The organism is Acidovorax lacteus, assembly GCF_039540375.1.
In the GTDB taxonomy this organism is placed as follows: domain Bacteria; phylum Pseudomonadota; class Gammaproteobacteria; order Burkholderiales; family Burkholderiaceae_C; genus Acidovorax_G; species Acidovorax_G lacteus.
This window is the reverse complement of the sequence record NZ_BAABEX010000008.1, coordinates 1-23,859: the sequence shown is the minus strand read 5'-3', so window position 1 is coordinate 23,859 and position 23,859 is coordinate 1. Positions and strand designations below refer to the sequence as shown.

Sequence of the window (23,859 nt, the reverse complement as noted above, 5' to 3'; positions counted from 1 at the left end):
CGCACAAATTTTAGTCTGCTAAGCACGCTGGTCCGTGCCGACACCCCTGCCATGAGCACATCTGCCCCCCAACCCACCCCCCTGTCCTACAAAGACGCCGGTGTCGACATCGACGCAGGCGACGCGCTGGTCGAGCGCATCAAGCCACTGGCCAAGAAGACCATGCGCGAGGGCGTGCTGGCAGGCATCGGCGGCTTTGGCGCGCTGTTTGAAGTGCCCAAGCGCTACCAGGAGCCTGTGCTGGTGAGCGGCACCGACGGCGTGGGCACCAAGCTCAAGCTGGCGTTTGAGTGGAACATGCACGACACCGTGGGCATTGACCTGGTGGCCATGAGCGTGAACGACGTGCTGGTGCAGGGCGCAGAGCCGCTGTTCTTCCTGGACTACTTCGCATGCGGCAAGCTCGACGTGGACACGGCCGCGGCCGTGGTGGGAGGCATTGCCAAGGGTTGCGAGCTCAGCGGCTGCGCGCTGATCGGCGGCGAAACCGCCGAGATGCCCGGCATGTACCCGCCGGGCGAATACGACCTGGCCGGCTTTGCCGTGGGCGCGGTCGAAAAGTCCAAGATCCTGAGCGGCCAGAACGTGCGCCCGGGCGACGTGGTGCTGGGCCTGGCATCGAGCGGCGTGCATTCCAACGGTTTCAGCCTGGTGCGCAAGTGCATTGAGCGCTCAGGCCCGCACCTGCCGGCCACGCTGGATGGCAAGCCCTTCCGCCACGCCGTGATGGAGCCCACCCGCCTGTATGTCAAGAGCGTGCTCGCGGCGCTGGCGCAGCACCCGATCAAGGCGCTGGCCCACATCACCGGCGGCGGCCTGCTGGAGAACATTCCGCGCGTGCTGCCGGAAGGCACGGCCGCGCACCTCAAAAAGGGCAGCTGGCCGCAGACCGAGCTGTTTGCCTGGCTGCAAAAAACGGCCGCCATCTCGGACTACGAGATGAACCGCACCTTCAACAACGGCATCGGCATGGTGGTGGTGGTGGCCGCCGAGCATGCCGACGCCACGGCCGCCACGCTGCGCGCCCAGGGCGAGCAGGTGTACGCCATCGGCGCGATTGCCGAGCGCGGCGAAGGCGCGCCTGTCGTGGTGGCCTGACGCCCCGACCCTTTGAGCCTGCTGCGCCCTCGCCTGCCCACGGCCATCTGGGCGCTGGGCTTTGTGAGCCTGTTGATGGACATCTCCTCCGAGATGATCCACAGCCTGCTGCCTGTGTTCATGGTCACGGTGCTGGGCACCAGCATGCTCACCGTGGGCCTGATCGAGGGCGTGGCCGAGGCCACGGCGATGATCGTGAAGGTGTTCTCAGGCACCCTTAGCGACTGGTGGGGCAAGCGCAAGCCCCTGGCGGTGATGGGCTATGGCCTGGGGGCGCTCTCCAAACCCCTGTTTGCGCTGGCGTCTGGCGTCGGCCTGCTGGTCGCCGCGCGTTTCATCGACCGCGTGGGCAAGGGCATCCGCGGGGCCCCGCGCGACGCGCTGGTGGCCGACCTGGCCCCGCCCGACCACCGCGGCGCAGCCTTTGGCCTGCGCCAGTCGCTCGACACCGTGGGCAGCTTTCTCGGCCCACTGCTGGCCATGGGGCTCATGCTGCTGTGGGCCAACGATTTCCGTGCCGTGTTCTGGGTGGCCTGCATTCCGGCCGCGTTGTGCATGGTGATGCTGGTGTGGGGCGTGCAAGAGCCCGAGCGCCCGCCCGGCAGCGCGCGCACCCACCCGCTGACCCGCGACAGCCTGCGCCGGCTGGGCCGCGGCTACTGGACGGTGGTGGTGCTGGGTGCGGTGTTCACGCTGGCGCGTTTCAGCGAGGCGTTTCTGGTGCTGCGCGTGCAGCAGGGCGGGCTTCATCTTGCCTGGGCCCCGCTGGTGCTGGTGGTGATGAACGTGGTGTACGCCTCAGGCGCGTACCCGCTGGGCGCGCTGTCGGACACCGTGAGCCACACGCGGCTGCTGGCCGCCGGGCTGGTGGCGCTCATCGTGGCCGACGGGCTGCTCGCCTGGTCGGGCCAGGGCTGGGTGGTGTGGGCGGGCGTGGCCCTGTGGGGCCTGCACATGGCCTTCACGCAGGGCCTGCTGGCCGCCATGGTGGCCGAATCCGCACCGGCCGACCTGCGCGGCACAGCCTACGGGGCCTACAACCTGGTCAGCGGCCTGTCGATGCTGGCGGCCAGCGTGATCGCCGGGGCCCTGTGGGACCAATGGGGCCCGCGCTTCACCTTCCTGGCCGGGGCAGCCTTTGCAGCGCTGGCCCTGATCGGCCTGCTCTGGCGGGACCTGCGCCTGCGCAGCCCGGGCTGATCGGCTCCGGATACAGAATGTCCGAAAACGACCGGCCCTGGTCGGATTGCGGGCGGCGCACCCCCGGCAGACTCCAGACAATGGGGCTTTCCAACCGCTTCCGGAGCCTCCCATGTCTGCCTGTCTTCTGGTGATCGATGTCCAGGAATCCTTCCGCCACCGCCCCTTCTTCACACCCGCCGGGCTGCCGGAATACCTGGCCGCACAGAACGCCCTGATTGCGGGCTGCATCGCCCGCCACATCCCGGTGCTGCGCGTATTCCACGCCGACGGTCCGGAAACGTCCGACAACCCCTTCTCGCACACCTCGGGCCAGGTGCGCCCCCTGGACGGCCTGGCCGACTTTGAGGCCGCCGCCACCTTCACCAAGTCGCGCCACAGCGCGCTCGTGGGCACTGGGCTGGACGTGTGGCTGGTGCGGCACGGCATCCGCCGGTTGATCGTCAGCGGCATCCGCACCGAGCAGTGCTGCGAGACCACCACACGGCACGCGTCGGACCTGGGCTGGAGCGTGGACTTCGTGACCGAGGCCACCCACACCTGGGACATGGTGCAACCCGACGGGCAGACGCTGCGGGCCGCCGACATCAAGGCGCGCACAGACACCGTGCTGCAGGGCCGCTTTGCCACGCTGCGCACCGTCGCGCAGGCCTTGCAGGCCTGAGCAACTGCCACCAGCACGCGATCGCTGCACGCCGTAGGAACAGTATGTTTTGGGCTGCTTGTGCTTTCCAATCAAGCACGAATAGCTATATTTTTGATAGCAACTTCCATACAGACTGCCCCGGCTGTTCTCGCCTGCAGCGCATGGACACGCACCCAGGGACGCTCTGCATAACGCCCTGTGGTCTGCGCGGGCACGGCCTCGGGCGGTCGGCTGCGTTGCGTTTCTTGCCGATCGCGCGGCTATCGGCTGCACAAAGCGCCTTGCGGTTCATCCCGCCCCGCACCCCGGCATTCTCGCAAGGGTGATGCAGAACTTCCCCAGGAGTCCCCCATGCAAGTCACCGTCTGTGAATTACCGAGCCAGCCCGAAGCCATGGAAGCGGCCTGGCGTGCGCTGTGCGCACACACCGCAGTTGCGCAGCCCGATCTGGTGGTGCTGCCGGAGTTTGCGTGGGTCGAGCCCGTGTGGGAAAGCGCCACACTCGACCCCGCACGTTGGAGCGCCGCAGTGGCCCGAACCGACGCCTGGATGCAGCGCTTGCCAGAGCTAGGGGCGGCTTGCGTCGTCGGGGCCCGGCCCGTCACCGACTGCGGCCGCCGTTTCAACGAAGGCTTTGCCTGGACACCCGCAGGCGGCGCGCGAAGGCTGCGCCGCAAGTACCACCTCCCGGATGAGCCCGGGGGCAGGGAAGCACGCTGGTGGGACCGTGGCGACGCGACGTTTCCCGAGTTTGACATCGCGGGCCACCCCATGGGTCTGAACATTTGCACCGAACTGTGGGCACTCGACACCCTGGCGGGCTATACCCACCAGGGGGTCCGGGCCATCCTCACCCCCCGGGCCACGGCGGCGGCCACCACCGGCAAATGGCTGGCCTTGGGCACGGTGGCCGCCGTGCGCTCGGGTGCCTTCAGCATCTCGTCGAACCGGGTGGACAGCCATGGCTGCTACGGGGGCGCCGGGTGGATCATCGACCCGGACGGCCTGCTGCTGGCGCGCACCAGCGCCGAGCAGCCCTTCTGCACAGCCGAGCTGGATTTCGCCGCCCCATCACGGGCACGCCACACCTATCCCCGCTATGTCTTCGAGGCAGCCCACAGCACCGGTGCCCACGCCGCGCAGCCCCCTTTCACACCCCACCCGCACACCCATGACTGACACCCCCCTCGCCACCCCGCCCTGCAGGGTGAGCCTCCTGATATTCGACGACATCGAGGTACTGGACCTGGGAGGCCCTTACGAGGTGTTCACCACCGCCAGCCGCATGCATCAGCGCCTGGCCCCGGGCAGCAAGCCGCTGTTCCAGGTGCAGTGCGTGGCCCGCACCCTGGCGCCGGTGCGCGCCCGCGCTGGCCTGACGGTGCTGCCGGATGCCGACTTTGCCAGCGCCGCTGAACCCGATGTGCTGATCGTGCCCGGCGGCGTGGTGGACGCCGCGGCAGCCTGCCCCGACACGAGGGACTGGGTGGCCCGTGCAGCGCAACACGCCCGCATCACTGCTTCGGTGTGCACCGGGGCCTTCATCCTGGCGGCCGCGGGCGTGCTGCGCAGCGGCCCAGTGACGACGCACTGGGAAGACCTGGCCGACCTGCGCCCGCAGTACCCCGGGCTGGACGTGCGCGAAGGCGTCCGCTGGGTGGACCAAGGACCGCTGGTGACCTCGGCGGGCATCAGCGCGGGCATCGACATGGCGCTGCATCTGGTCAGCCGCCTGGCCGGGGCCGCGCTGGCTGAGCGCACAGCGCGCCAGATGGACACCCCATGGCATCCCTTTCCATGAAGCCGCCGCCTCGCAGCACCACGTCGGCCGCCCCCGGCGCTGAGGCCCAGGGTCTGGTGCATGTGTATTTCGTCCTGCTACCTGGCAGCTTGGTGCTCGACTGGGCTGGCCCCGCCGAGGCGCTGCGCATTGCCAACCAGATCCGTCTGCAACAGGGGCAGGAAGCCCTGTTTGTGCAGCACTTTGCGGGGCCATCGAGCGATGCGGTGACCTCGGTGGGCGTGATGCTCGCGGGACTGGAGCCCCTGCCCGAGACCTTGCCCGAGACCGCCTGGGTGGTGCTGATCGGACTGCCCGGCCAACGCATCGACACGCAGACGCCCGCCGCTCGGGCGCTGCTGCATTGGCTGCGCGGCCTGCGTCTGGACTTGGGGCGCCTGGAACTGGTGACGGTGTGTGCAGGCTCGGTGCTGGCGGCGCATGCAGGACTGCTGGCGGGCCGCCGCGCCACGACCCACCACCAGCACCTGGACGAACTCGCAGAAGTCGAGCCCTGCTGCGACGTGGCAGCCAACCGCGTGTTTGTGAGCGACGGACCGCTGCACAGCAGCGCCGGGGTGACCACAGGCATCGACCTCATGCTGCACCGCATTGCCCAGCACGGTGGCCCGGCCCTGGCGGCGCAGGTGGCCCAGACCATGGTAGTGGCGTTGCGCCGGGGGCCCCAAGACCCGGAGCTGTCGCCATTTCTGCACCACCGCAACCACCTGCACGCAGCGCTGCACAGGGTGCAAGACGCCGTCAGCCAGCGCCCGCAGGATGCATGGGACGTCCCCACCATGGCGCGCGTGGCCTGCACGTCGCCCCGCCATCTGGCGCGGCTGTTTGACGAGCATGCGGGCATTGCGCCACTGGCCTACCTGCGGCGCATTCGCCTGGCCGCAGCAGAAGCCGCGTTGCAGGCGGGCATGGGAGTGGCGCAGGCAGCCGAGGCCGCAGGGTTTGCATCGGACACGCAGTTGCGCCGGGCATGGCGCCATTTCGAACGGCCCGGTACGCCATCGGGCGCACCGTCTGCGCAGAGACATCAGCCCGCCGTTCGCGGAGTGGCTCAGTAGCGCTCGGGCACGAGCATGCTGGATGGCACCGGCTGACGGAAATACTCCGGGTTGCGCACCCGCTCGGGCAGTACCACCGGCGGGTGCGGCACGTCGTGGTAGGGCAACTGGTCGAGCAGGTGGGCCATGCAGTTCAGGCGCGCTTTCTTCTTGTCCACGGCCTGCACCACCCACCAGGGCGCCTCGGGGATATGCGTGCGCTCCAGCATGATTTCCTTGGCCTTGGTGTAGGCCTCCCAGCGCACACGGCTCTCCAGATCCATGGGGCTGAGTTTCCACTGCTTGAGCGGGTCGTGGATGCGCCCCAGAAACCGCAGATGCTGCTCTTCGTCCGTGATGGAGAACCAGTACTTGAGCACCCGGATGCCGGAGCGCACGAGCATCTTCTCGAACTCCGGCACCGCCCGGAAGAACTCTTCGTATTCGTCGTCGGAGCAGAACCCCATCACCCGCTCTACCCCGGCGCGGTTGTACCAGCTGCGGTCGAACAGCACCATCTCCCCGGCGGCCGGCAGGTGGGCCACGTAGCGCTGGAAATACCACTGCGTGCGCTCCCGGTCGTTGGGGGCCGGCAGTGCGGCCACGCGCACCACCCGGGGGTTCAGGCGCTGGGTGATGCGCTTGATCACCCCGCCCTTGCCCGCCGCATCGCGGCCCTCGAACAGGATCACGACCTTCTGCCGCGCGTGCTGCACCCAGTCCTGCAGCTTGACCAGCTCGCCCTGCAGGCGAAACAGCTCGCGAAAGTATTCCCGACGGGCATTGCGCGCGGCTTCAGTGTCGGCGTGGTGGGCCAGCTCGGGCCAGTCCTCGGCCTCCAGCTCGATGGCTTCGTCATAGCCGTCGAGCAGTTCTTCGGTCAGGCGCTGAAAGGGGTCGGACGCATCGGATAGCGTGGGCAGGAGCATGGTGTGCGCGAAAAAGGGCAGGACAGCGCATCGTCCATGCGCGCGGTGACATCCGCGTTACAACGCCCCAGGCTGGCCAGCGCCGCAGCGTCAGTGGCTCTGGCGCCGCAGGGCGGCCAGCCGCTCGGCCACCTCGTCCATGTCCAGGCGGTCGTCGGCGTGGCGCAGGTAGGTCTCCAGGTCGGCAATCGCCTCGCGCACCATGCCGCGCTCGGCCAGGGCCAGGCCGCGGTCGCGCCGCTCGCCCCAGCCCTGCGGCAGCAAGATCACCAGCCGGTCGAGCACGGCCGTCAGGCGCTGCCAGTCCTGCTGCGCGCGGTGGATTTCCTTGAGGTTGCGCAGCATGCGCGCCAGGATGTCGCGCGGCGTGGCCGCCTGCAGGTACAGACCCAGGGGCACATCGAACTCGTCCACCAGCCCGGCATTGCGTTTGTAAGGCTCCAGCCGCTCGGCCAATTCTTCACGGCCCAGCGACTGGCCCGTCAGCGGGTCCATCACCACCTGCCCCTTGGGCAGCAGCACCTTGACCAGAAAGTGCCCCGGGAAGGCCACGCCCCGCACCTGGAGGCCTACGCTCTGGCCCAATTCGAGCCAGAGCACCGCCAGCGCGATGGGAATGCCGCGGCGCGTGCGCAGCACAGCATTGAGGTAGCTGTTGTCCGGGTCGTAGTAGTTGTTGGGATTGGGGCCGAACCCGAGGTCTGCGTAGAAAAACTGGTTGAGCATGCGCAGCCGCGCCAGAGACGACGCGTCGGCGGGCAGGCGGCGGCGCAGCCGGGCCTGGAGCTGGTCCATGTCACCCAGCAGCAGCTGTACATCCAGCTCGGGGTATTCGTCCTGCGCAATGCTCGCGGCGGCTTCGAGCAGCGGAAAATGCTCGTCGCTTTGCACCAGCATGGCAAAGTACTCCAGCGCCGTGGGGACCGAATAGCTCAGGCTCATGGCAGGGTTGTACGGGTGTGGCCGCAGGCCGTCAAGCGATGCCCCCGGGGCCGGCCCGCATCAGCGGCGCAACAATTGCCGCCACTGCAGGCCCGCCGCCCACAGCGCGCCAAAGTACAGCACGGCCGACGCCACAATGAAGCCCGCGAGCAGCAATACCCGCAGGCCGGGCTGCGCCCGCAAGGCCACCCAGTCGAAGTGGAACGCGCCCCAGGCCAGCAACACGGCCAGCAAGGCCCCGGCGGCCACCACCTGCAGCGCAAAGCGCGCCCAGCCCGGCTGGGGCTTGTAGCTGCCGCGGCGCAGCAGGCCCAGCAGCAGCCAGGCGGCGTTGACCAGCGCGCCGAGCCCGATCGACAGGGCCAGCCCGGCATGGTCCATCCAGGGCACGAGCACCACGTTGAGCGCCTGCGTGACGCACAGCACCACGATGGCAATGCGCACCGGCGTGCGGATGTCCTGGCTGGCGTAATAGCCGGGCGCCAGCACCTTGATGGCCACCAACCCCAGCAGGCCTGCCCCATAGCCGGCCAGCGCCACGGCAATCTGCGTCACGTCGCTGTCGCGCAGCGCGCCGTGGTGGAACAGCGTGGCCACCAGCGGTACGGCAAAGGTCAGCAGGGCCACGGCGCAGGGCACCGACAGCAGCAGCACCAGGCGCAGCCCCCAGTCGAGCATGGCCGAGTAGCGGGCATCGTCCCCAGCCGCGCGGGCCGACGACAGCTGGGGTGTGAGCACCACGCCCAGCGCCACGCCCAGCAGCGCGGTCGGAAACTCCATCAGCCGGTCGGCATAGAACAGCCAGGTCACACTGCCCGGCTGCAGCCACGAGGCGATCTGGGTGTTGATCATCAGCGACACCTGCGCCACGCCCACGCCCAGCAGGGCCGGGGCCATCAGCGTGAGGATGCGGCGCACGCCGGGCTCTGCCCACGCCCCGCGGATGCTGCCCCAGGCCATGCCGATGCGCGGCAGCAGGCCCAGGCGGGCCAGCGCCGGCAGCTGCACCGCCAGCTGCAGCACGCCGCCCAGCATTACGCCACCGGCCATCGCGTAAATCGGCTCAATGCCCTGGGCCGCCAGCCGGGGCGCGCCGAACCACGCCGCGGCGATCATCGACAGATTGAGCAGCACCGGCGTGGCCGCGGGCACGGCAAAGCGCTTCCAGGTGTTCAGAATGCCCGCCGATAGCGCCACCAGCGACATGAAGCCAATGTAGGGAAACATCCAGCGCGTCATGAGCACGGCGGCCTCAAAGCCCTGCGGCTGCTGGTGCAGGCCACTGGCCAGCAGCCACACCAGCACCGGCGCGCCCACCACGCCCAGCCCGCAGGTGACGAGCAGCACCCAGAACAGCACCGTGGCGACGCTGGAGATCAAGCGGCGTGTGGCCTCTTCGCCCTCGGTGGTGCGGCTTGCGGCCAGTACCGGCACGAAGGCCTGGCTGAACGCGCCTTCAGCGAACAGCCGGCGAAACAGGTTGGGAATGCGAAACGCGACGTTGAACGCGTCGGTCATCGCGCTGGCTCCGAACATGGAGGCCATGATCAGATCCCGGGCCAGGCCGGTCACGCGCGATGCGAGGGTGAACAGGGAGACGGTGGAGGCGGCTTTGAACAGGGACACGGCGGCAGTGTAGCCCCTCGCTCCGCCGCCCTCGCGGCGCGGCAGCGCGGCGCATCGCTTCAGGGCGGAGGCCCGTTCATGGGCTTCGGGCTATAATGTCAGGCTTCGCTGGCAACATCCACAGACACCAAGGAATACCCAAATGGCATCTACCAAGCCCAAGAAAAAGAACCCCCGCCTGGCGTCCGGCCGCAAGCGCGCCCGCCAAGACGTCAAGCTGAACGCAGCCAACAGCTCGCTGCGCTCGAAGTACCGCACGGCCGTCAAGAACGTCGAGAAGGCCGTGCTGGCCGGCGACAAGAGCAAGGCCACCGAACTGTTCGCGAAGATGCAAGCCGTGGTGGACACCGTGGCCGACAAGGGCATCTTCCACAAGAACAAGGCCGCACGCGACAAGAGCCGCCTGTCCGCCAAGGTCAAGGCCCTCGCCGCCGCCTGAACCTGCCCCCAGGTTCATCGCCCGCCGGGGCTTGCCCCGGCGCCGTTTGTACCGGGTGCGCTGCCAGCAAGCAAAAAACCGCCTTCGGGCGGTTTTTTTGTGCCCGCGCCGGGCGGGCGTGCCCAAGATGACGCCGCCTGAAACGCTCGACTCCGCCGCCCGGCTGTGCGATAGACGGCGCGCGGGTACGAACACTGACGAAGAGGCCCGTCAGAGCCTGGGATACCGGTCAGATCACGGAAGTGGCGACAGTCCGGCGCAGCCAGTGACCGCGCAAATGAACTACCGGCAGGCGCTCAGGCCGTCGGAGGCGTGCCAGGCGGCGATGCTGGGGCCGGCGCATCCGGCAGCAGGCAGGCTTCGACCACCTGCAGGTTGTTGTCGCGCGCGAAGTTCATGACGAAGTCCCAGGCCATCGGCTCGTGGCCCTGCAGGTCGCGATGGACCACCACGCACTTGACGCCGCCCTGCGTGGTCGGCAGGCACCAGGGCGAATAGCTCAGGTGGCTGCCCGGGCGTGCGCCCCCGGGACGAAAGCTGCTCATCACCCCGGCCAGCCGCTCGGCCCAGTCGCTGGGGCGGAAGGTTCTCCCGTCGTGGGTGATGCCCTGGATGAAGACTTCTTTGGCGGAGGGGGAGACCATCGGGTGGGGTGGGGTTGGCACGGCTACCACAGGATCACTGCGTTTCGGGCCGCGGCCTGCATTCTAACTCTTATATAAGAGCTGAGACTCTAACCCGCGCACGCCACTGGGTCGGGCCGCGGGCGCATTGCAGTGATGCGGAATCGTCAACGGACGCCCGGAGCCTGCCGCCTAGAATCGAGCCTCGTTTTTCAGGGGCCGCAGCATCGGCGGCCCGACCTGCACCGTCTGGAGTACCGCATGACCGCTTTCATTGAGGCCACCTCGCCCCATGTGATGAACACCTATGGCCGCGTGCCCATCGCGCTGGCGCGTGGCCAGGGCTGCCGTGTGTGGGACGTCAATGGCAAGGAATATCTCGATGGCCTGGGCGGCATCGCCGTGAACACGCTCGGCCACAACCATCCGCAGCTCGTACCCGCACTGCAGGACCAGCTCACCAAGCTGATCCACACCTCCAACTACTACCACGTGCCGCTGCAGGAAACGCTGGCCGCCAAGCTGGTCGAACTCTCGGGTATGACCAACGCGTTCTTCTGCAACTCGGGCCTGGAAGCCAACGAGGCAGCGCTCAAGATTGCGCGCAAGTACGGCGTGGACAAGGGCATCGCCAAGCCGCAGATCGTGGTGTACGAAAAAGCCTTCCATGGCCGCTCGATCGCCACCATGTCGGCCACGGGCAACCCCAAGATCCACACCGGCTTCGGCCCGCTGGTCGAGGGTTTCATCCGCGTGCCGCTGAACGACATCGAGGCGATCAAGAAAGCCACGGAGGGCAACCCCAACGTGGTGGCCGTGTTCTTCGAGACCATTCAGGGCGAAGGTGGCATCAACCCGATGCGCGCTGAATACCTGCAGCAGCTGCGCCAGCTGTGCAACGAGCGCGACTGGCTGATGATGATCGACGAGGTGCAGTGCGGCATCGGCCGCACCGGCAAGTGGTTTGCGCACCAGTGGGCCGGCATCGTGCCCGACGTGATGCCCCTGGCCAAGGGACTGGGCTCGGGCGTGCCGATCGGCGCGGTGGTGGCGGGCCCCAAGGCCGCCAACGTGCTGCAGCCCGGCAACCACGGCACCACCTTTGGCGGCAACCCGCTGGCCATGCGCGCGGGGGTTGAAACCCTGCGCATCATGGAAGCCGAAGGCCTGCTGGAGAACGCCGCCAAGGTGGGCGAGCACCTGCGCGCCGCGCTGCAAAACGCCCTGGGCGGCCTGCCCGGCGTGAAGGAGATCCGCGGCCAGGGCCTGATGCTGGGCATTGAGCTGCACAAGCCCTGCGGCGCTCTGATCGGCCGCGCGGCCGAAGCCGGCCTGCTGCTCTCCGTCACCGCCGACAGCGTGATCCGCCTGGTGCCGCCGCTGATCCTCACCACCGCCGAGGCCGACGAAATCGTGGCCAAACTCACGCCCCTGGTCCAGGCCCTGCTGGCCGAATAACGAGAAGCCCTGCCATGACGACGCTGAAGCACTACCTGCAGTTCAAAGACCTGGGCGCTGACGAATACGCCTACCTGTTCGAGCGTGCAGCCCTGATCAAGCGCAAGTTCAAGACCTACGAAAAGCACCACCCGCTGACCGACCGCACGCTGGCCATGATCTTCGAGAAGGCCAGCACGCGCACCCGCGTGAGCTTCGAGGCCGGCATGTACCAGCTGGGTGGCAGCGTGGTGCACCTGACCACGGGCGACAGCCAGCTCGGCCGTGCCGAGCCCATCGAGGACAGCGCCAAAGTCATCAGCCGCATGGTGGACCTGGTGATGATCCGCACCTTCGAGCAGACCAAGATCGAGCGCTTCGCCGCCCATTCGCGTGTGCCCGTCATCAACGGGCTGACCAACGAGTTCCACCCCTGCCAGATCCTGGCCGACCTGTTCACCTACATCGAACACCGCGGCTCCATTGCAGGCAAGGTGGTGGCCTGGGTGGGCGACGGCAACAACATGGCCAACACCTGGCTGCAGGCTGCGCAACTGCTGGGCTTCAAGGTGCACGTCAGCACTCCCAGCGGCTACGAAGTGAATGCGAGCGTGGCCGGCGTGACCGACCCGGCCTGTTTTGAGGTGTTTGCCAACCCGATGGACGCCTGCCGGGGCGCCGACCTGGTGACCACCGACGTCTGGACCAGCATGGGCTACGAGGCCGAGAACGAAGCCCGCCGCCAGGCCTTTGCCGACTGGTGCGTGGACCGCGACATGATGGCCGTGGCCAAGCCCGACGCGCTGTTCATGCACTGCCTGCCCGCCCACCGCGGCGAGGAGGTGGAGGCCGAGGTCATCGACGGCCCGCAATCCGTCGTCTGGGACGAGGCAGAAAACCGGATGCACGTGCAAAAGGCCCTCATGGAGTACCTTTTGCTCGGCCGGGTGGCCTGAAAAGCCATCCGGTGGCGCGCCAGCGCCAGCAGACGGTCCGGGCGCAGGCCCATGACCGCGCAGCGGGTGTGAAGCAGCCGCAGGCTGCGGACCGAAGCCGCCACGCCCCGCACAGGCAAAACGCGCGCATGCTGCGCCTGCTGCTCGGCCAGCGGGCCTGAACCGGGCCAAGCCCGCCTCTGCCCTCGCTTCGGCGCAAACCCCGCCAACCGCCGGGGTTTGCGCCCCGCTCGGGCCCCGCCCTACGGCACAATCGTCGCCGCCCGCGGGGCCGGCCGATCGCCCCCGGGCCTGACGCCATGAGTGACACCGCAGATCACCCCTGCCTGGAGTGCGGCGCCTGCTGCTGCAGCTACCGGGTCGATTTCTCTGTGTACGAGCTGGACGATGCCGGCGGCACCGTGCCCGCCGCGCTGGCCGTGCCGGTCAACGGTGCCAAGGTGCGCATGTGCGGCACCGACCGCATTCCCCTGCGCTGCGTGGCCCTGGTGGGCACGGTGGGCCAGCGGGCCCACTGCGGTATCTACGCCCAGCGCCCCCAGCCCTGCCGGGAACTGGAGCCCGGCAGCTACGGCTGCGACAAGGCCCGGCTGCGCCATGGCCTGCCCCCGCTGGAGCCGACCGAGACCTGGCAACGCCGCATGGCCTGAGCGCACCGCCCACCGGTTCGAGCGCATGGCCGTGCGTACAGCAGCCGCTGTCGGCGGGTGGGGCCGCGCAGAGAAATTTCTGCATCTGTTGGAATAAACCGACACCACGAAATATCCAGCGCCGTACCTTCACGGCCCATGACAACGCTTTGGGATATTTCTGCCCCGGTGGCTCCGGGCAGCCCGGTCTTTCCCGGGGACACGCCGTATGCACAGACCTGGGGTGCCACGCTCGGGCCGGGGTGCCCGGTCAATGTGGCCAGCCTCACCCTGTCGCCCCATGTCGGCACGCACGCCGATGCGCCGCTGCACTACGACCCACAGGGTGCCACCGCAGGCGCGCTGGCGCTGGACGCCTTCATTGGCCCCTGCCGTGTGGTGCATGCCCTGGGCTGCGGGCCGCTGGTGCAGTGGCAGCACATCGGCCACGCCATCACGCCCGCATTGCCACCGCGCCTGCTGGTGCGCACCTACGAGCGCATGCCGGTAGACCGCTGGGACCCGCAGCTCACCGCCTACGCGCCCGAGACCATCGACCGCCTGGCCGACCTGGGCGTGGTGCTGGTGGGCATCGACACCGCGAGCATCGACCCGGCAGAGAGCAAAACACTCGACAGCCACCAGGTCATCCGCCGCCGCGGGCTGCGCGTGCTCGAAAACCTGGTGCTCGATGCCGTGCCCGAGGGCGACTACGAACTGATCGCGCTGCCGCTCAAGCTCATGGCGGCCGACGCGTCGCCCGTACGCGCCGTGCTGCGGCCGCTGCGCTGAGCGCGCTGGCGCATCCGGACTTTTGGGCCTTTTTGGCCTCTCGTGCTTGTTAATCAAGCACGAGTAGCTCACTTTTTGATAGCAAACCAAGCCCCATCACGGGCAATACCCTCCAGGAGACCTGCAACCATGACCACCTTGCAAGACTGCCAGGCCCGCGACGCGCAAGACCCGCTGCGCGCCCTGCGCGACCACTTTGACCTGCCGCCGGGCGTGATCTACCTGGACGGCAATTCGCTGGGCGTGCTGCCCAAAGCCGCCCCGGCGCGCATTGCCGACGTGGTGCAGCGCGAATGGGGCACCGACCTCATCAAATCGTGGAACACCGCGCGCTGGTTTGACCTGCCCCAGCGCCTGGGCAACCAGCTGGCCCCCTTGATCGGTGCGGGCCAGGACCAGGTGGTGTGCACCGACAGCACCTCCATCAACCTCTACAAGGTGCTGAGCGCCGCGCTGAATATCGCGCGTCAGGACGCCCCGGGCCGCACGCGCATCGTGAGCGAGCGCAGCAACTTCCCGACTGACCTCTACATTGCCGAGGGCCTGTGCAAGGAGCGCGGCCTGGAGCTGGTGCTGGTGGAGCCCGAAGAGATTGCAGCATCGCTGACCCCCGACGTGGCCGTGCTGATGCTGACGCATGTGAACTACCGCACCGGGGCCATGCACGACATGGCCGCCACCACCGCCGCCGCGCATGCCCAAGGCATTTTGTGCGTGTGGGACCTGGCCCACAGCGCAGGCGCTGTGCCGGTGGACCTGCTGGGCGCGGATGCTGACTTCTCGATTGGCTGTGGCTACAAGTACCTGAACGGCGGCCCCGGTGCGCCCGCCTTTGTGTGGGTGCACCCACGCCATGCCAACCGCTTCTGGCAACCGCTGTCGGGCTGGTGGGGCCATGCGGCACCGTTTGCCTTCACGCCCGACTACCAGCCCGCGCCCGGCATCACGCGCTATCTGTGCGGCACGCAACCCATCATCAGCCTGTCGGCGCTGCAGTGCGGGCTGGATGTGTTCACCGCCGCCGAGAGCCTGGGCGGCATGGCCGCGCTGCGCGCCAAATCGCTGGCGCTCACCGACCTGTTCATCCAGCTGGTAGAAGAACGCTGCGCAGGCTACGGCCTGGGCCTGGCCACGCCGCGTGCGCATGCGCAGCGCGGCTCGCAGGTGTGCCTGACGCGGGACACGGGTGCCTACGCCATCGTGCAGGCGCTGATTGCGCGCGGCGTGATCGGCGACTTCCGCAGGGGCGATGGTGGCACCGGGCGGCACAAGGACATCCTGCGCTTTGGCTTCACGCCGCTGTACATCGGCTTTGAAGACGTGTGGAACGCGGTGGAGCACCTGCGCCAGGTGCTGGCCAGCGGCGAATGGCAGAAGCCTGAGTTCAACCAGACGCACGCCGTCACCTGACCGGAAAGGCCCATCACCATGTGCCCTTTCTCCCAAACCCCAGCGGGTGACCACAACGCGGCATCTGCTGCGCTGCCCGAATCCATCGTGCGCGAAGAACGCGCCCAGCTCGACTTCAGCCACAGCATGAGCTACGGCGACTACCTGCAGCTCGACGCCATCCTCACGGCGCAAAAGCCGCTGTCGCCCGCGCACGACGAGATGCTGTTCATCGTGCAGCACCAGACCAGCGAGCTGTGGATGAAACTCATGCTGCACGAGCTGCGCGCGGCCATCGACCGCATTGCCAACCCCGATACGGGCACCCGCGCCGAGGCCTTCAAGATGCTCGCCCGCGTGAGCCGCATCATGGAGCAGTTGGTGAGCGCATGGAACGTGCTCGCCACCATGACGCCGCCCGAGTACACGGCCATGCGCCCGTACCTGGCAAGCTCCAGCGGCTTTCAGAGCTACCAGTACCGCGCCATCGAGTTCTCGCTGGGCAACAAGAACGCGGCGATGCTCAAGCCGCACGAGCACCGCCCCGACCTGCTGGCCCAGGTGCGCACGGCGTACGAAGCGCCTTCGCTGTACGACGTGTCGCTGCAATTGCTGGCCAAGGAAGGCCTGCACATTCCGGCAAGCCACCTGGAGCGCGACTGGACGCAGCCGTACAGCGAAAGCGAAGCGGTCAAAGAGGCCTGGCTGGTGGTGTACCGCGACCCGCAGAAGTACTGGGATCTGTACCAGCTCGGCGAGAAGCTCACGGACATCGAGGACGCCTTCCGCCTTTGGCGATTCCGCCATGTGACGACGGTGGAGCGCGTGATCGGCTTCAAGCGCGGCACGGGCGGCACCGGCGGCGTGAGCTACCTGCGCCGCATGCTGGACGTGGTGCTGTTCCCTGAAATCTGGAAGCTGCGCACCGATCTCTGAGCCCGGCAAGGCCAGCAAAAAGCCCACGACCGCAGGGCGGGCGTGGGCTTTTTGATCGGGACAGCAGCGTCGTCAGGGCAGCGAGAGATAGTCCGACTCGCGCACGCGCACTCGGCTCTCGCGCCCGTTGACCGAATAGGTCACGTACAGCATCTTGGGCACGCCCGGGGCTGGGTCCCAGCCGGCGAGGTCGTTGTCGGCACGCACATCGAGGCGGCCTCCGCGCACCTGGCTGCGCAGGCGTGCGGTCACCTCGATCATGCGGTCGCCCACGCCGTAGGTGGCCTGCAGGATCTGCAGCCCGCCGTAGCCCGGCGCCACGTCGCCACCGCCACCCCAGCCGCCGCTCCAGCCGCCCTGGCCCCAGTTGCCGCCGCTCCAGCCCGTGAACAGCGCGCCGTCCACCCAGCTGCCTTCTACGTAATCGAACACGCGCTGCGAGCCATCGCGACCACGCGCATAAATGCGCAGCGTCTTGGTGTGGCCGCGGTGCGGATCGACCTGGAAGGTCTCGTTCGTCAGGCGAAAGCTGCGGTCGCGCCGTGCCAGCTCGCGCAGGCGCTGGGTCACGTCCACATGGCGCTCGGCCGTGCCATAGCTGGCCTGCAGGATCTGGTACTGGCCATCGTCGTGGCCGGGGTTGGGTCGGCCGCTGCCGCCGTCGCCCTGCCAGCCGCCCTGGTTCCAAGAGCCGCCACCGCCGCTGCCGCGAAACATGCGGCCATCCACGTAGGCGTCTTCCGGGAAGTCGAACACCCGCATCTCACCGCCGCGGCCACGCGCCTGGATGCGCAGCACCTTGGGCTGCTTGGGATGCGGGTCGATGCCAAAGGTGTCGTTGCCCACGCGGAAGGAGCCATCGCGTTGCACCATGTCGCGCACGCGCTGGGTGACGTCGGCGCTGTACTCGGCCGTGCCATACCGCGCATCCAGCACCTGATAGCCGCCGTCGTCCCGCGCCCAGGCCGCCGACGCGCCCACCATCCAGATGCCCACCACGGCCACCAGGGCCATCCACCACCGTCGCATTGCCATGCGGTCCTCCATGTGTTGTGTTCCGTGCGGCGCGGCGTCCCTCACGCCCGCGTGCTCCGCGCTCGTGGCCCACTGCCGGGCCCGGGCGGCATTATGGAATGCCGCTGTCTTGGCATTCCATGCCACGCTAACGCGCGGTGGGCCTGCGGCGTGTACGACAACGCCGACGGGACCCGCAGGAATTACACCTGGATACGCACGGCGGATCTGCGTCAGCCGGGCCGCGCCTCGCAACGGATCGGAACCATGCGGCCGATTTCGATCAGCAGATCGGCCCCCTTGCCCTGCACCGTGATGGGACCGTTGCTGTAGCGAAAGCCTGAGGCCACCGGTTCGGCGGCCAGCGTCACCTGCCCACCCTTGCGCAGCAACAGTGCAGTGCGGTCGGCCGCCTGAAAGCGCAGTTCCAGGGTTTCGTTGTTGCTGCAGTCGTAGGTGCTGCGGCGCTCGGCCGGTTCGCTGGCCGGGGGGCTGGAACAGCCTGCGAGCAGGCCTGCAAGGCCCAGGGCGGCGAGCGCGGCGGAAAGATGACGGACGGGCATGTAAACGGGCTCCAGAGACGCCACACAGGGCAGGCCCCGGGTGTACCACACGCCCCGCCCGGGCGGGCATGGCGCGTCTGCGCTGGCGGCCCGTGCCGGGCGCATACCGCGCACATGCGTGACAAGCCCCCTGCCCGCCCATGCGCTACGCTGTGCGACGCCCAACCTGTACGCGCCCCCAGCGCGCGGCGGCGGCCCCGCCCCATGCCCCCTCCCCACACTGCCTTGTCGGATCACCGCGCCGCACCTGCGGCGCTTGCGCCCCGTGCCGCCTGGGCCATGCTGCTGGCACTGGTGTCGGGCTTTGCGCTGAGCCAGGCGTTTCGCACCGTGGCCGCCATTCTGGCCACAGGGCTGCAGGCCGACTTCGGGCTCACGCCGCAGGCGCTGGGCGTGTTCGCAGCGGCGTTCGCCTTTGCCTTTGGCGCACTGCAGTTGGTGATGGGCATTGCCATCGACCTGCATGGCGTGCGGCGCACCCTGCTGTGTGTGTTTCCTCTGGCCATTGCCGGGGCATCGCTGTCGGCGCTGGCGCCGTCCTACGGCGTGGTGCTGCTGGGGCAGGTGCTGATCGGTGCGGGCTGTGCGCCCGCATTTCTGGTGTGTACGGTGTTCATTGCACGGCACTTTGCAGGCGAGCGCTTTGCGCTGGTGTCGGGTGTGGCCATGGGCATCGGCGGGCTGGGCATGCTGTTCACCGGATCACCCTTGGCCTGGGTGGTGGCGGCCGCGGGCTGGCGCACGGGCTTTGGCGTGCTAGCGGTGCTGTCGGCGCTGGCCTGGTGCGTGGTGTTCTGGCGGGTGCGCGAGCCACCGCAGGCACTGCCAGCGGGCGTGGCGCGCGAGTCGGTGGCCGATGCGGTACGGGGGTTCGCCGCGCTGTTCTGGATGCCGCACACCTGGGGCATTCTGGTGCTGGCGCTGATGACCTATGCCGCGTTTCTGGCGCTGCGGGGTCTGTGGCTGGGTCCCTTGCTGATCGAGCGGCATGGCTTTTCGCTGGTGGCCAGCGGCCATGTGGCGCTGCTGGTGTCACTGGTGTCGCTGTTCGGGCCGGCCTGGTTTGGCAGGCGCGACCCGGGGCCTGCGCGCCGCAGGCAGTGGCTGACGGGTTACACGCTGGTGCTGGCGCTGCTGTTTGTGCTGATGGCGCTCAGCCGACAGCCCTGGCTGGACGTGAGCGCGGCAATTGCCGTGGGCGTGCTGTCGGGCTACATGGTGCTGCAGTATTCCGACGTGCGCAGCGCCTACCCGGCAGCCCTCACGGGCCGCGCCATGGCCTTGTTCACCATGGCCATGTTCCTGGGCGTGGCCTGCATGCAGTGGATCACTGGCGTGGCGGCCTCATGGGCCACGGCGCAGGGCCTGGAGCCGTTTCGTGCGGTGATGCTCACCATTGCCACGCTGCTCACCGCAGGCGCGCTGGGCTTTCGGCTGCTGCCCGCCCCCCCTGCAGCGCAGTCGCCGGGCCCTGGCCAGCATTCAGCATGAAATGTGCCGTTCGTGCTGAATAATCAAGCACGAGAAGCTATCAATTTAATAGCAAACTCACAGCTGAGGGCCGCGGTACAGCCAGGGCACATCCAGCAGCCGCGCCCCCAGCCAGCGCAGCGACAGGTCGCGCCCCCAGCGCACCGGCCCCGTGGCGTGGAAGATGCGGCCGTTGCGTTCAGACCGTGCCTGCACCCGGGCGTTGCGCTGCCAGCGGTTGAGGGCGTAGCGGCGCAGGCGCAGCGGCATGTCGATGGCGCGCTGGGCCAGCGCGCGCTCCAATTCGGCCGCGTCTTCAATGGCCATGCCCGCGCCCTGGGCCAGGTAGGGACGCATGGGGTGGGCGGCGTCCCCGAGCAGCGCCACCAGACCACGCGCCATCTCCTCGGCCCCGGCCACGGGCGGCCGGTCGCACAGCGGCCACAGGCGCCATCCATACCCTGCCTCGGCCACGCCCCGCACGGCCTGCTGCAAAGCGGTGCAGGTGCCGGCCAGCGCGTGCTCCAAATCGGCGGCGTTGGCGCTGTGGTCCCAGTGCTCCAGGTCGCGCGGCGCTGGCCCCTGCACGATGACCACCAGGTTCTGGTGCGTACCGCCGCGCACCGGGTACTGCACGGCGTGCAGGCGCGGGCCCAGCCAGGCGGTGACGCAGCCGGTACGCAAGGCGGGCGGCAGTGCGTCTTGCGGCACCAGGGCGCGGTAGGCCAGGTGCCCGCTCACGCGCGGGCGTTCGGGGCCCAGCAGCACCTGGCGCACGGTGCTCCACAGGCCGTCCGCGCCGATCAGGGCGTCGCCCTCCACCGCCTTGCCGGGTGCCATGTGCAACTGCACGCTGCCGCCCTGCTCGGCATAGCCGCGCAAGGTCTGGCCCAGGTGCAGTACAACGCCCCCCTGGGCCTGAACCGCCTGCAGCAGCAGGCTGTGCAGATCGGCGCGGTGGATGGTGACGTAGGGCGCGCCGTAGCGCTGCTCGGCCCGCGCGCCCAGTGGCAATTCGGCCAGCACGCCCCCGTGCAGGGCGCTGCGCACCTGCAGGCGGTCGGGCACGGCGGCCACGGCGCGCAGCGCATCGGCCAAGCCCCAGCCGTGCAGCACGCGCACCACGTTGGGCCCCAGTTGCACGCCAGCCCCCACTTCGCTGAAGGCTGCTGCCCGTTCGTAGAGCCGCACCTCGCAGCCCGCGCGCGCGGCCGCCAGCGCCGCAGCCAAACCCCCAATGCCGCCTCCGGCCACCAGTACCTGCTCGGTTGTCATGGGCCGCATTGTCGCGCGGCTGGCGCGCCAGGGGCTTGCTATGGCGCAGGCCGGAACGCTCTTTCCAGCACCGTGGCAGGCACGGGGCGGCCGAACAGGTAGCCCTGGAAGGCCGGGCAGCCCAGGCGGCGCAAAAACTCCAGCTGGCCGGTGGTTTCCACGCCCTCGGCCACGACCTGCAGGTCCAGGCTTTGGGCCAGGGCCAGAATGGTGCGCACGATGGCGGCGTCGTTGGCGTCCGCGAGCACATCGCGCACAAACCCGCGGTCGATCTTGAGCTGCTCAAGCGGCAGCCGCTTGAGGTAGCTCAGGCTCGAATACCCGGTGCCGAAGTCGTCCAGCGAGAAGCCTACACCGCGCTCGCGCAACTGCTCCATGCGCTGGATGACCTCCTCCACATCGGTCGCCATGAGGCTTTCGGTCAGCTCCAGCTTCAGTCGCTCCGGATTCGCCCCGCTGGCTTGCAGTGCACCCAGCACCTGCTCGGCAAACTCGGGCTGGCGAAACTGGCGCACGCTCACGTTGACCGACAGGAAAAACGGACGTGTGACGGCGCTCTGCGCCCAGACCACGAGTTGCCGGCATGCGGCTTCGAGCACCCAGCGGCCCAGCGGCAGGATCAGGCCGGTTTGCTCGGCCAGGGGAATGAACTCGGACGGCGGCACCAGCCCGCGGCGCGGATGCTGCCAGCGCACCAGGGCCTCGGCCCCGAGCAGGCGGCCCGCGCTGTCGACCACCGGCTGGTAATGCAGCAGGAACTCGCCGTGCTGCAGGCCGTGGCGCAAGTCGCTCTCCAGCTCGGAACGCGCACTCACGGCGGCCTGCATGTCGGGGTCAAAAAAGCGCACGGTGTTGCGCCCGCCCGCCTTGGCCTGGTACATGGCCATATCGGCCTGCTTGAGCAGGTCGTCCACCCGGCTTGCCGTGCGGCCGAACAGGGTGATGCCGATGCTCGGCGTGCTGTGATGGGCCGTGGCGGCCATGGTGTAGGCCGCCCCCAGGCGGTCGATGATGAGTTGCGCCACGCGCGCGGCCTCGGCACTGGCGCGCGTGGGCTCCTGGTGCAGGGCCTGGAGCAGCACCACGAACTCGTCTCCGCCAAAGCGTGCCACGGTGTCGCTGTCGCGCACGCAGCCGCGCAGGCGCTCGGCCACCTGCACCAGCAGCTGGTCGCCGGTGTCGTGGCCCAGGGTGTCGTTCAGGTCCTTGAAGTTGTCCAGGTCGATGAACAGCAGCGCGCCATGCTGCTCCGCCCGCAGCGCAAAGGCAATCGCGCGCTGCAGCCGGTCGAGCAGCAGACGCCGGTTGGGCAGCCCGGTGAGTGCATCAAAGAACGCAAGGCGCTCGACTTTTTCCTCGACCGACTTGCGCTCGGTGATGTCGCGCCCCACGCCCCGGTAGCCGCAGAACGCCCCCTGCGCATCGAACACCGGCACGCCGCTGACCGAAATCCAGTGGGTGCTGCCGTCGCGTCGCTGGTGGTGCAGCTCCAGGTCGCGAAAGGGCTGGTGCTTTTCCAGCACCGCCCGGTGGGCCGCCCAGTCGGCGGGTGTCATGTTGAGCGCGCCCATTTCCCAGCGCGTGCGCCCGGCCACGTCGTCGGTCGGCAGGCGGTTGTCGCTCCAGTCGCCCGCCACCAGTTGCACGAACCGGAATTGCGCATCCTGCTCCCAGTACCAGTCGGACGACAGATCGCTCAGGCTGCGAAAGCGGGCCTCGCTGTCGCGCAGCTGCTGCTGCACGCGGGCATAGTCGCTCACATCGGTGAACGTGCGCACCAGGCTGCCGTCGGCCAGTCGCGCGGTGCGTACCTCCAGCGTGCGGCCGTCCTGGGTGGTGCGCCAGTACAGCGCTGGTGGCTCGATGGAGCCACCGCTGGCCACGTAGGGCATCCCCCGCGCATCCACCAGCTGATAACCGGCGCCAAAGTCTCCGCGCATGGCCTGCACACGGGTCAGGTCGGCCATGGTGGGCCGCGACGCCATCAGCGATTCGGGCAGGTTCAGCAGCTCCAGCACGCGCTGGTTGTACACGGTGATGCGGCCTTCAGGGTCGGTCTTGAAGATCCCCTGGCTCATGCTGGCCAGCGTGACCTGCAAGGCCTGCCGCTGCTCCTGCAGCTGGGCCAGTGCGTCTTGCCAAATGCGCGCGTCCACGGTGCGCACGCTGCCAGCTGGCGGCGGTGCGGGCTTCGTGGCGGCCTGCGGCGGCAAAGCCTCGCGGCCCACGGGGGCCAGCGCCTGCAGGCGGTAGACCATCTCGGGCAAATGGGTGCCATCGCTCTGCCGCACCACATAGTCGCCCAGCCCATGGCGAAAGGCCCGCGCCGCCAAGGCTTCCTGGTCGGCGTCCAGGCACAACAGCACAGAGCGGCCCGCGCACGATGCGAGCAGATCGGGCAGATCCCGCGCGCTGGGCGTGAGGCACAGCACCACGATGCTCCAGCTTTGCGATGCCAGGGCCGTGGCGGCATCGTCCAGCCGCGGGCGGTGCAACACACGCCAGTCGGGACACCGCCGTGCCAGCGCCTGACGACCCCGGCGAAAGTGCGCGTCGTCGGCGTCTACCCACAGCACGCTGGGCACATCGATTGCCTGCACCGGGGCCACGCGGCCTGGGGCATCGCTGATGGGGCCCGGGGCCGCGCCCACACCCACCCGGGACGGACCAGAGGGCCACGCGGTCCGGGCGGATGGCGGCTGCGGGGGCCCGGGTCTGTCGGGGTTCATGAGACGCCCCGCTCCCGTGGGCCGGATGGTTCGGCGGCGGGCTCAGGGGGAAGATGCTCCCGCTCCAGCGCCTCCACGGGCGCAGGCCGCCCGAACAGGTAGCCCTGGAAGGCCTCGCACCCGTGCAGCCGCAAAAACGCCAGCTGCCCCGCCGTCTCCACCCCTTCCGCCACCACCTGCAGGTCCAGACTGCGCGCCAGCGCCAATATCGTGCGCACAATCGCCGCGTCGTTCGGGTCCGTCAGCACGTCCCGCACAAATCCCTGGTCGATCTTCACCTGCTCCAGCGGCAGCCGCTTGAGGTAGCTCAGGCTGGAGTAGCCCGTGC

At 68.8% G+C, this 23,859-nt stretch carries 23 protein-coding genes; 14 read left to right on the top strand and 9 right to left on the bottom strand.

Translation table 11 applies throughout. The features are described 5' to 3' along the window. Positions 1-51: 51 nt before the first annotated feature. The 6 genes from purM (at position 52) to ABD866_RS06965 (ending at position 5,803) form a co-directional block, all read left to right on the top strand. Positions 52-1,098, top strand: coding sequence for a phosphoribosylformylglycinamidine cyclo-ligase (gene purM, locus ABD866_RS06990; RefSeq protein WP_345062571.1), 1,047 nt, complete (start codon positions 52-54; stop codon positions 1,096-1,098). 12 nt (positions 1,099-1,110) lie between these two features. Continuing rightward, positions 1,111-2,298: an MFS transporter gene (locus ABD866_RS06985; RefSeq protein WP_345062569.1), complete on the top strand. Its 1,188-nt coding sequence runs from the start codon at positions 1,111-1,113 to the stop codon at positions 2,296-2,298. Between the two features lie 112 nt (positions 2,299-2,410). After that, positions 2,411-2,962 (top strand): cysteine hydrolase family protein, encoded by a 552-nt coding sequence (locus ABD866_RS06980; RefSeq protein ID WP_345062567.1) that lies wholly within the window; start codon positions 2,411-2,413, stop codon positions 2,960-2,962. Between the two features lie 333 nt (positions 2,963-3,295). Beyond that, positions 3,296-4,123, top strand: coding sequence for a carbon-nitrogen hydrolase family protein (locus ABD866_RS06975; RefSeq protein WP_345062565.1), 828 nt, complete (start codon positions 3,296-3,298; stop codon positions 4,121-4,123). Further along, complete coding sequence (locus tag ABD866_RS06970; protein WP_345062563.1) at positions 4,116-4,745, top strand: DJ-1/PfpI family protein; 630 nt, start codon at positions 4,116-4,118, stop codon at positions 4,743-4,745. Before ABD866_RS06975 ends, ABD866_RS06970 begins: the two co-directional genes overlap by 8 nt. Continuing rightward, positions 4,742-5,803, top strand: coding sequence for a GlxA family transcriptional regulator (locus tag ABD866_RS06965; protein ID WP_345062761.1), 1,062 nt, complete (start codon positions 4,742-4,744; stop codon positions 5,801-5,803). Before ABD866_RS06970 ends, ABD866_RS06965 begins: the two co-directional genes overlap by 4 nt. On the opposite strand, the gene ppk2 is transcribed toward ABD866_RS06965, so the two are convergent. The 3 genes from ppk2 to murJ form a co-directional block, all read right to left on the bottom strand. Further along, positions 5,797-6,711: a polyphosphate kinase 2 gene (gene ppk2 / locus ABD866_RS06960; RefSeq protein WP_345062561.1), complete on the bottom strand. Its 915-nt coding sequence runs from the start codon at positions 6,709-6,711 to the stop codon at positions 5,797-5,799. The genes ABD866_RS06965 and ppk2 overlap by 7 nt on opposite strands. A 90-nt stretch (positions 6,712-6,801) precedes the next feature. After that, on the bottom strand, positions 6,802-7,653 hold the full coding sequence (locus ABD866_RS06955) for a SirB1 family protein (protein WP_345062559.1): 852 nt from the start codon (positions 7,651-7,653) through the stop codon (positions 6,802-6,804). Positions 7,654-7,713: 60 nt separating this feature from the next. Further along, a complete protein-coding gene (gene murJ, locus ABD866_RS06950; RefSeq protein ID WP_345062557.1) occupies positions 7,714-9,279 on the bottom strand; it encodes a murein biosynthesis integral membrane protein MurJ in 1,566 nt (521 codons plus the stop codon). A 142-nt stretch (positions 9,280-9,421) separates the two neighbouring features. Between murJ and rpsT the strand changes: the two genes are divergently transcribed. Next, entirely contained in the window at positions 9,422-9,718 is a 297-nt protein-coding gene (gene rpsT / locus ABD866_RS06945) for a 30S ribosomal protein S20 (protein ID WP_345062555.1), read from the top strand. 296 nt (positions 9,719-10,014) lie between these two features. Here rpsT and ABD866_RS06940 read toward each other — a convergent pair whose 3' ends face one another. Further along, on the bottom strand, positions 10,015-10,362 hold the full coding sequence (locus ABD866_RS06940) for a DUF3579 domain-containing protein (protein ID WP_345062553.1): 348 nt from the start codon (positions 10,360-10,362) through the stop codon (positions 10,015-10,017). A gap of 240 nt (positions 10,363-10,602) precedes the next feature. On the opposite strand from ABD866_RS06940, the gene ABD866_RS06935 reads away from it, so the two are divergent. The 6 genes from ABD866_RS06935 to kynA all read left to right on the top strand — a co-directional run bounded on the left by ABD866_RS06935 (position 10,603) and on the right by kynA (position 16,480). After that, positions 10,603-11,799: an aspartate aminotransferase family protein gene (locus tag ABD866_RS06935; protein ID WP_345062551.1), complete on the top strand. Its 1,197-nt coding sequence runs from the start codon at positions 10,603-10,605 to the stop codon at positions 11,797-11,799. Positions 11,800-11,813: 14 nt separating this feature from the next. Further along, the gene (argF, locus tag ABD866_RS06930) at positions 11,814-12,734 is read left to right on the top strand and encodes an ornithine carbamoyltransferase (protein WP_345062549.1); all 921 of its coding nucleotides are present in this window, start codon (positions 11,814-11,816) and stop codon (positions 12,732-12,734) included. A gap of 299 nt (positions 12,735-13,033) precedes the next feature. Next, complete coding sequence (locus tag ABD866_RS06925; protein WP_345062547.1) at positions 13,034-13,384, top strand: YkgJ family cysteine cluster protein; 351 nt, start codon at positions 13,034-13,036, stop codon at positions 13,382-13,384. Between the two features lie 138 nt (positions 13,385-13,522). After that, positions 13,523-14,155, top strand: a complete 633-nt coding sequence (gene kynB / locus ABD866_RS06920; RefSeq protein ID WP_345062545.1) for an arylformamidase — start codon at positions 13,523-13,525, stop codon at positions 14,153-14,155. Between the two features lie 129 nt (positions 14,156-14,284). Next, a complete protein-coding gene (gene kynU, locus ABD866_RS06915) occupies positions 14,285-15,565 on the top strand; it encodes a kynureninase (protein ID WP_345062543.1) in 1,281 nt (426 codons plus the stop codon). 18 nt (positions 15,566-15,583) lie between these two features. After that, positions 15,584-16,480 carry a tryptophan 2,3-dioxygenase gene (kynA, locus tag ABD866_RS06910; RefSeq protein ID WP_345062541.1) on the top strand — a complete coding sequence of 299 codons (897 nt, stop codon included), beginning with the start codon at positions 15,584-15,586 and terminating at the stop codon, positions 16,478-16,480. A gap of 72 nt (positions 16,481-16,552) precedes the next feature. On the opposite strand, the gene ABD866_RS06905 is transcribed toward kynA, so the two are convergent. Both ABD866_RS06905 and ABD866_RS06900 read right to left on the bottom strand, forming a co-directional pair. After that, the gene (locus ABD866_RS06905; RefSeq protein WP_345062539.1) at positions 16,553-17,515 is read right to left on the bottom strand and encodes a DNAJC11 domain-containing protein; all 963 of its coding nucleotides are present in this window, start codon (positions 17,513-17,515) and stop codon (positions 16,553-16,555) included. A 212-nt stretch (positions 17,516-17,727) separates the two neighbouring features. After that, positions 17,728-18,057, bottom strand: coding sequence for an MliC family protein (locus ABD866_RS06900; protein ID WP_345062537.1), 330 nt, complete (start codon positions 18,055-18,057; stop codon positions 17,728-17,730). A 204-nt stretch (positions 18,058-18,261) separates the two neighbouring features. On the opposite strand from ABD866_RS06900, the gene ABD866_RS06895 reads away from it, so the two are divergent. Then, entirely contained in the window at positions 18,262-19,548 is a 1,287-nt protein-coding gene (locus tag ABD866_RS06895; RefSeq protein ID WP_425549555.1) for an MFS transporter, read from the top strand. Between the two features lie 57 nt (positions 19,549-19,605). Here the strand turns inward: ABD866_RS06895 and ABD866_RS06890 are convergent, their stop codons facing one another. The 3 genes from ABD866_RS06890 to ABD866_RS06880 all read right to left on the bottom strand — a co-directional run. Then, positions 19,606-20,802 (bottom strand): FAD-dependent monooxygenase, encoded by a 1,197-nt coding sequence (locus tag ABD866_RS06890; RefSeq protein WP_345062535.1) that lies wholly within the window; start codon positions 20,800-20,802, stop codon positions 19,606-19,608. 38 nt (positions 20,803-20,840) lie between these two features. After that, positions 20,841-23,531: a sensor domain-containing protein gene (locus ABD866_RS06885; RefSeq protein WP_425549554.1), complete on the bottom strand. Its 2,691-nt coding sequence runs from the start codon at positions 23,529-23,531 to the stop codon at positions 20,841-20,843. Next, positions 23,528-23,859: EAL domain-containing protein (locus ABD866_RS06880; RefSeq protein ID WP_345062532.1), on the bottom strand; the 332-nt coding region annotated here is incomplete at its 5' end. The genes ABD866_RS06880 and ABD866_RS06885, both read right to left, overlap by 4 nt.

What these genes read in the sequence shown, in the direction of transcription:
- ABD866_RS06895 (WP_425549555.1), top strand. Translation starts at nt 18,262, where the DNA reads ATGCCCCCTCCCCACACTGCCTTGTCGGATCACCGCGCCGCACCTGCG.
- kynU (WP_345062543.1), top strand. Translation starts at nt 14,285, where the DNA reads ATGACCACCTTGCAAGACTGCCAGGCCCGCGACGCGCAAGACCCGCTG.
- kynA (WP_345062541.1), top strand. Translation starts at nt 15,584, where the DNA reads ATGTGCCCTTTCTCCCAAACCCCAGCGGGTGACCACAACGCGGCATCT.
- rpsT (WP_345062555.1), top strand. Translation starts at nt 9,422, where the DNA reads ATGGCATCTACCAAGCCCAAGAAAAAGAACCCCCGCCTGGCGTCCGGC.
- kynB (WP_345062545.1), top strand. Translation starts at nt 13,523, where the DNA reads ATGACAACGCTTTGGGATATTTCTGCCCCGGTGGCTCCGGGCAGCCCG.
- ABD866_RS06900 (WP_345062537.1), bottom strand. Translation starts at nt 18,057, where the DNA reads ATGCCCGTCCGTCATCTTTCCGCCGCGCTCGCCGCCCTGGGCCTTGCA.
- ABD866_RS06970 (WP_345062563.1), top strand. Translation starts at nt 4,116, where the DNA reads ATGACTGACACCCCCCTCGCCACCCCGCCCTGCAGGGTGAGCCTCCTG.
- ABD866_RS06905 (WP_345062539.1), bottom strand. Translation starts at nt 17,515, where the DNA reads ATGGCAATGCGACGGTGGTGGATGGCCCTGGTGGCCGTGGTGGGCATC.
- ABD866_RS06890 (WP_345062535.1), bottom strand. Translation starts at nt 20,802, where the DNA reads ATGACAACCGAGCAGGTACTGGTGGCCGGAGGCGGCATTGGGGGTTTG.
- ABD866_RS06940 (WP_345062553.1), bottom strand. Translation starts at nt 10,362, where the DNA reads ATGGTCTCCCCCTCCGCCAAAGAAGTCTTCATCCAGGGCATCACCCAC.
- purM (WP_345062571.1), top strand. Translation starts at nt 52, where the DNA reads ATGAGCACATCTGCCCCCCAACCCACCCCCCTGTCCTACAAAGACGCC.
- ABD866_RS06975 (WP_345062565.1), top strand. Translation starts at nt 3,296, where the DNA reads ATGCAAGTCACCGTCTGTGAATTACCGAGCCAGCCCGAAGCCATGGAA.
- ppk2 (WP_345062561.1), bottom strand. Translation starts at nt 6,711, where the DNA reads ATGCTCCTGCCCACGCTATCCGATGCGTCCGACCCCTTTCAGCGCCTG.
- ABD866_RS06885 (WP_425549554.1), bottom strand. Translation starts at nt 23,531, where the DNA reads ATGAACCCCGACAGACCCGGGCCCCCGCAGCCGCCATCCGCCCGGACC.
- ABD866_RS06980 (WP_345062567.1), top strand. Translation starts at nt 2,411, where the DNA reads ATGTCTGCCTGTCTTCTGGTGATCGATGTCCAGGAATCCTTCCGCCAC.
- ABD866_RS06955 (WP_345062559.1), bottom strand. Translation starts at nt 7,653, where the DNA reads ATGAGCCTGAGCTATTCGGTCCCCACGGCGCTGGAGTACTTTGCCATG.
- ABD866_RS06925 (WP_345062547.1), top strand. Translation starts at nt 13,034, where the DNA reads ATGAGTGACACCGCAGATCACCCCTGCCTGGAGTGCGGCGCCTGCTGC.
- ABD866_RS06965 (WP_345062761.1), top strand. Translation starts at nt 4,742, where the DNA reads ATGAAGCCGCCGCCTCGCAGCACCACGTCGGCCGCCCCCGGCGCTGAG.
- ABD866_RS06935 (WP_345062551.1), top strand. Translation starts at nt 10,603, where the DNA reads ATGACCGCTTTCATTGAGGCCACCTCGCCCCATGTGATGAACACCTAT.
- argF (WP_345062549.1), top strand. Translation starts at nt 11,814, where the DNA reads ATGACGACGCTGAAGCACTACCTGCAGTTCAAAGACCTGGGCGCTGAC.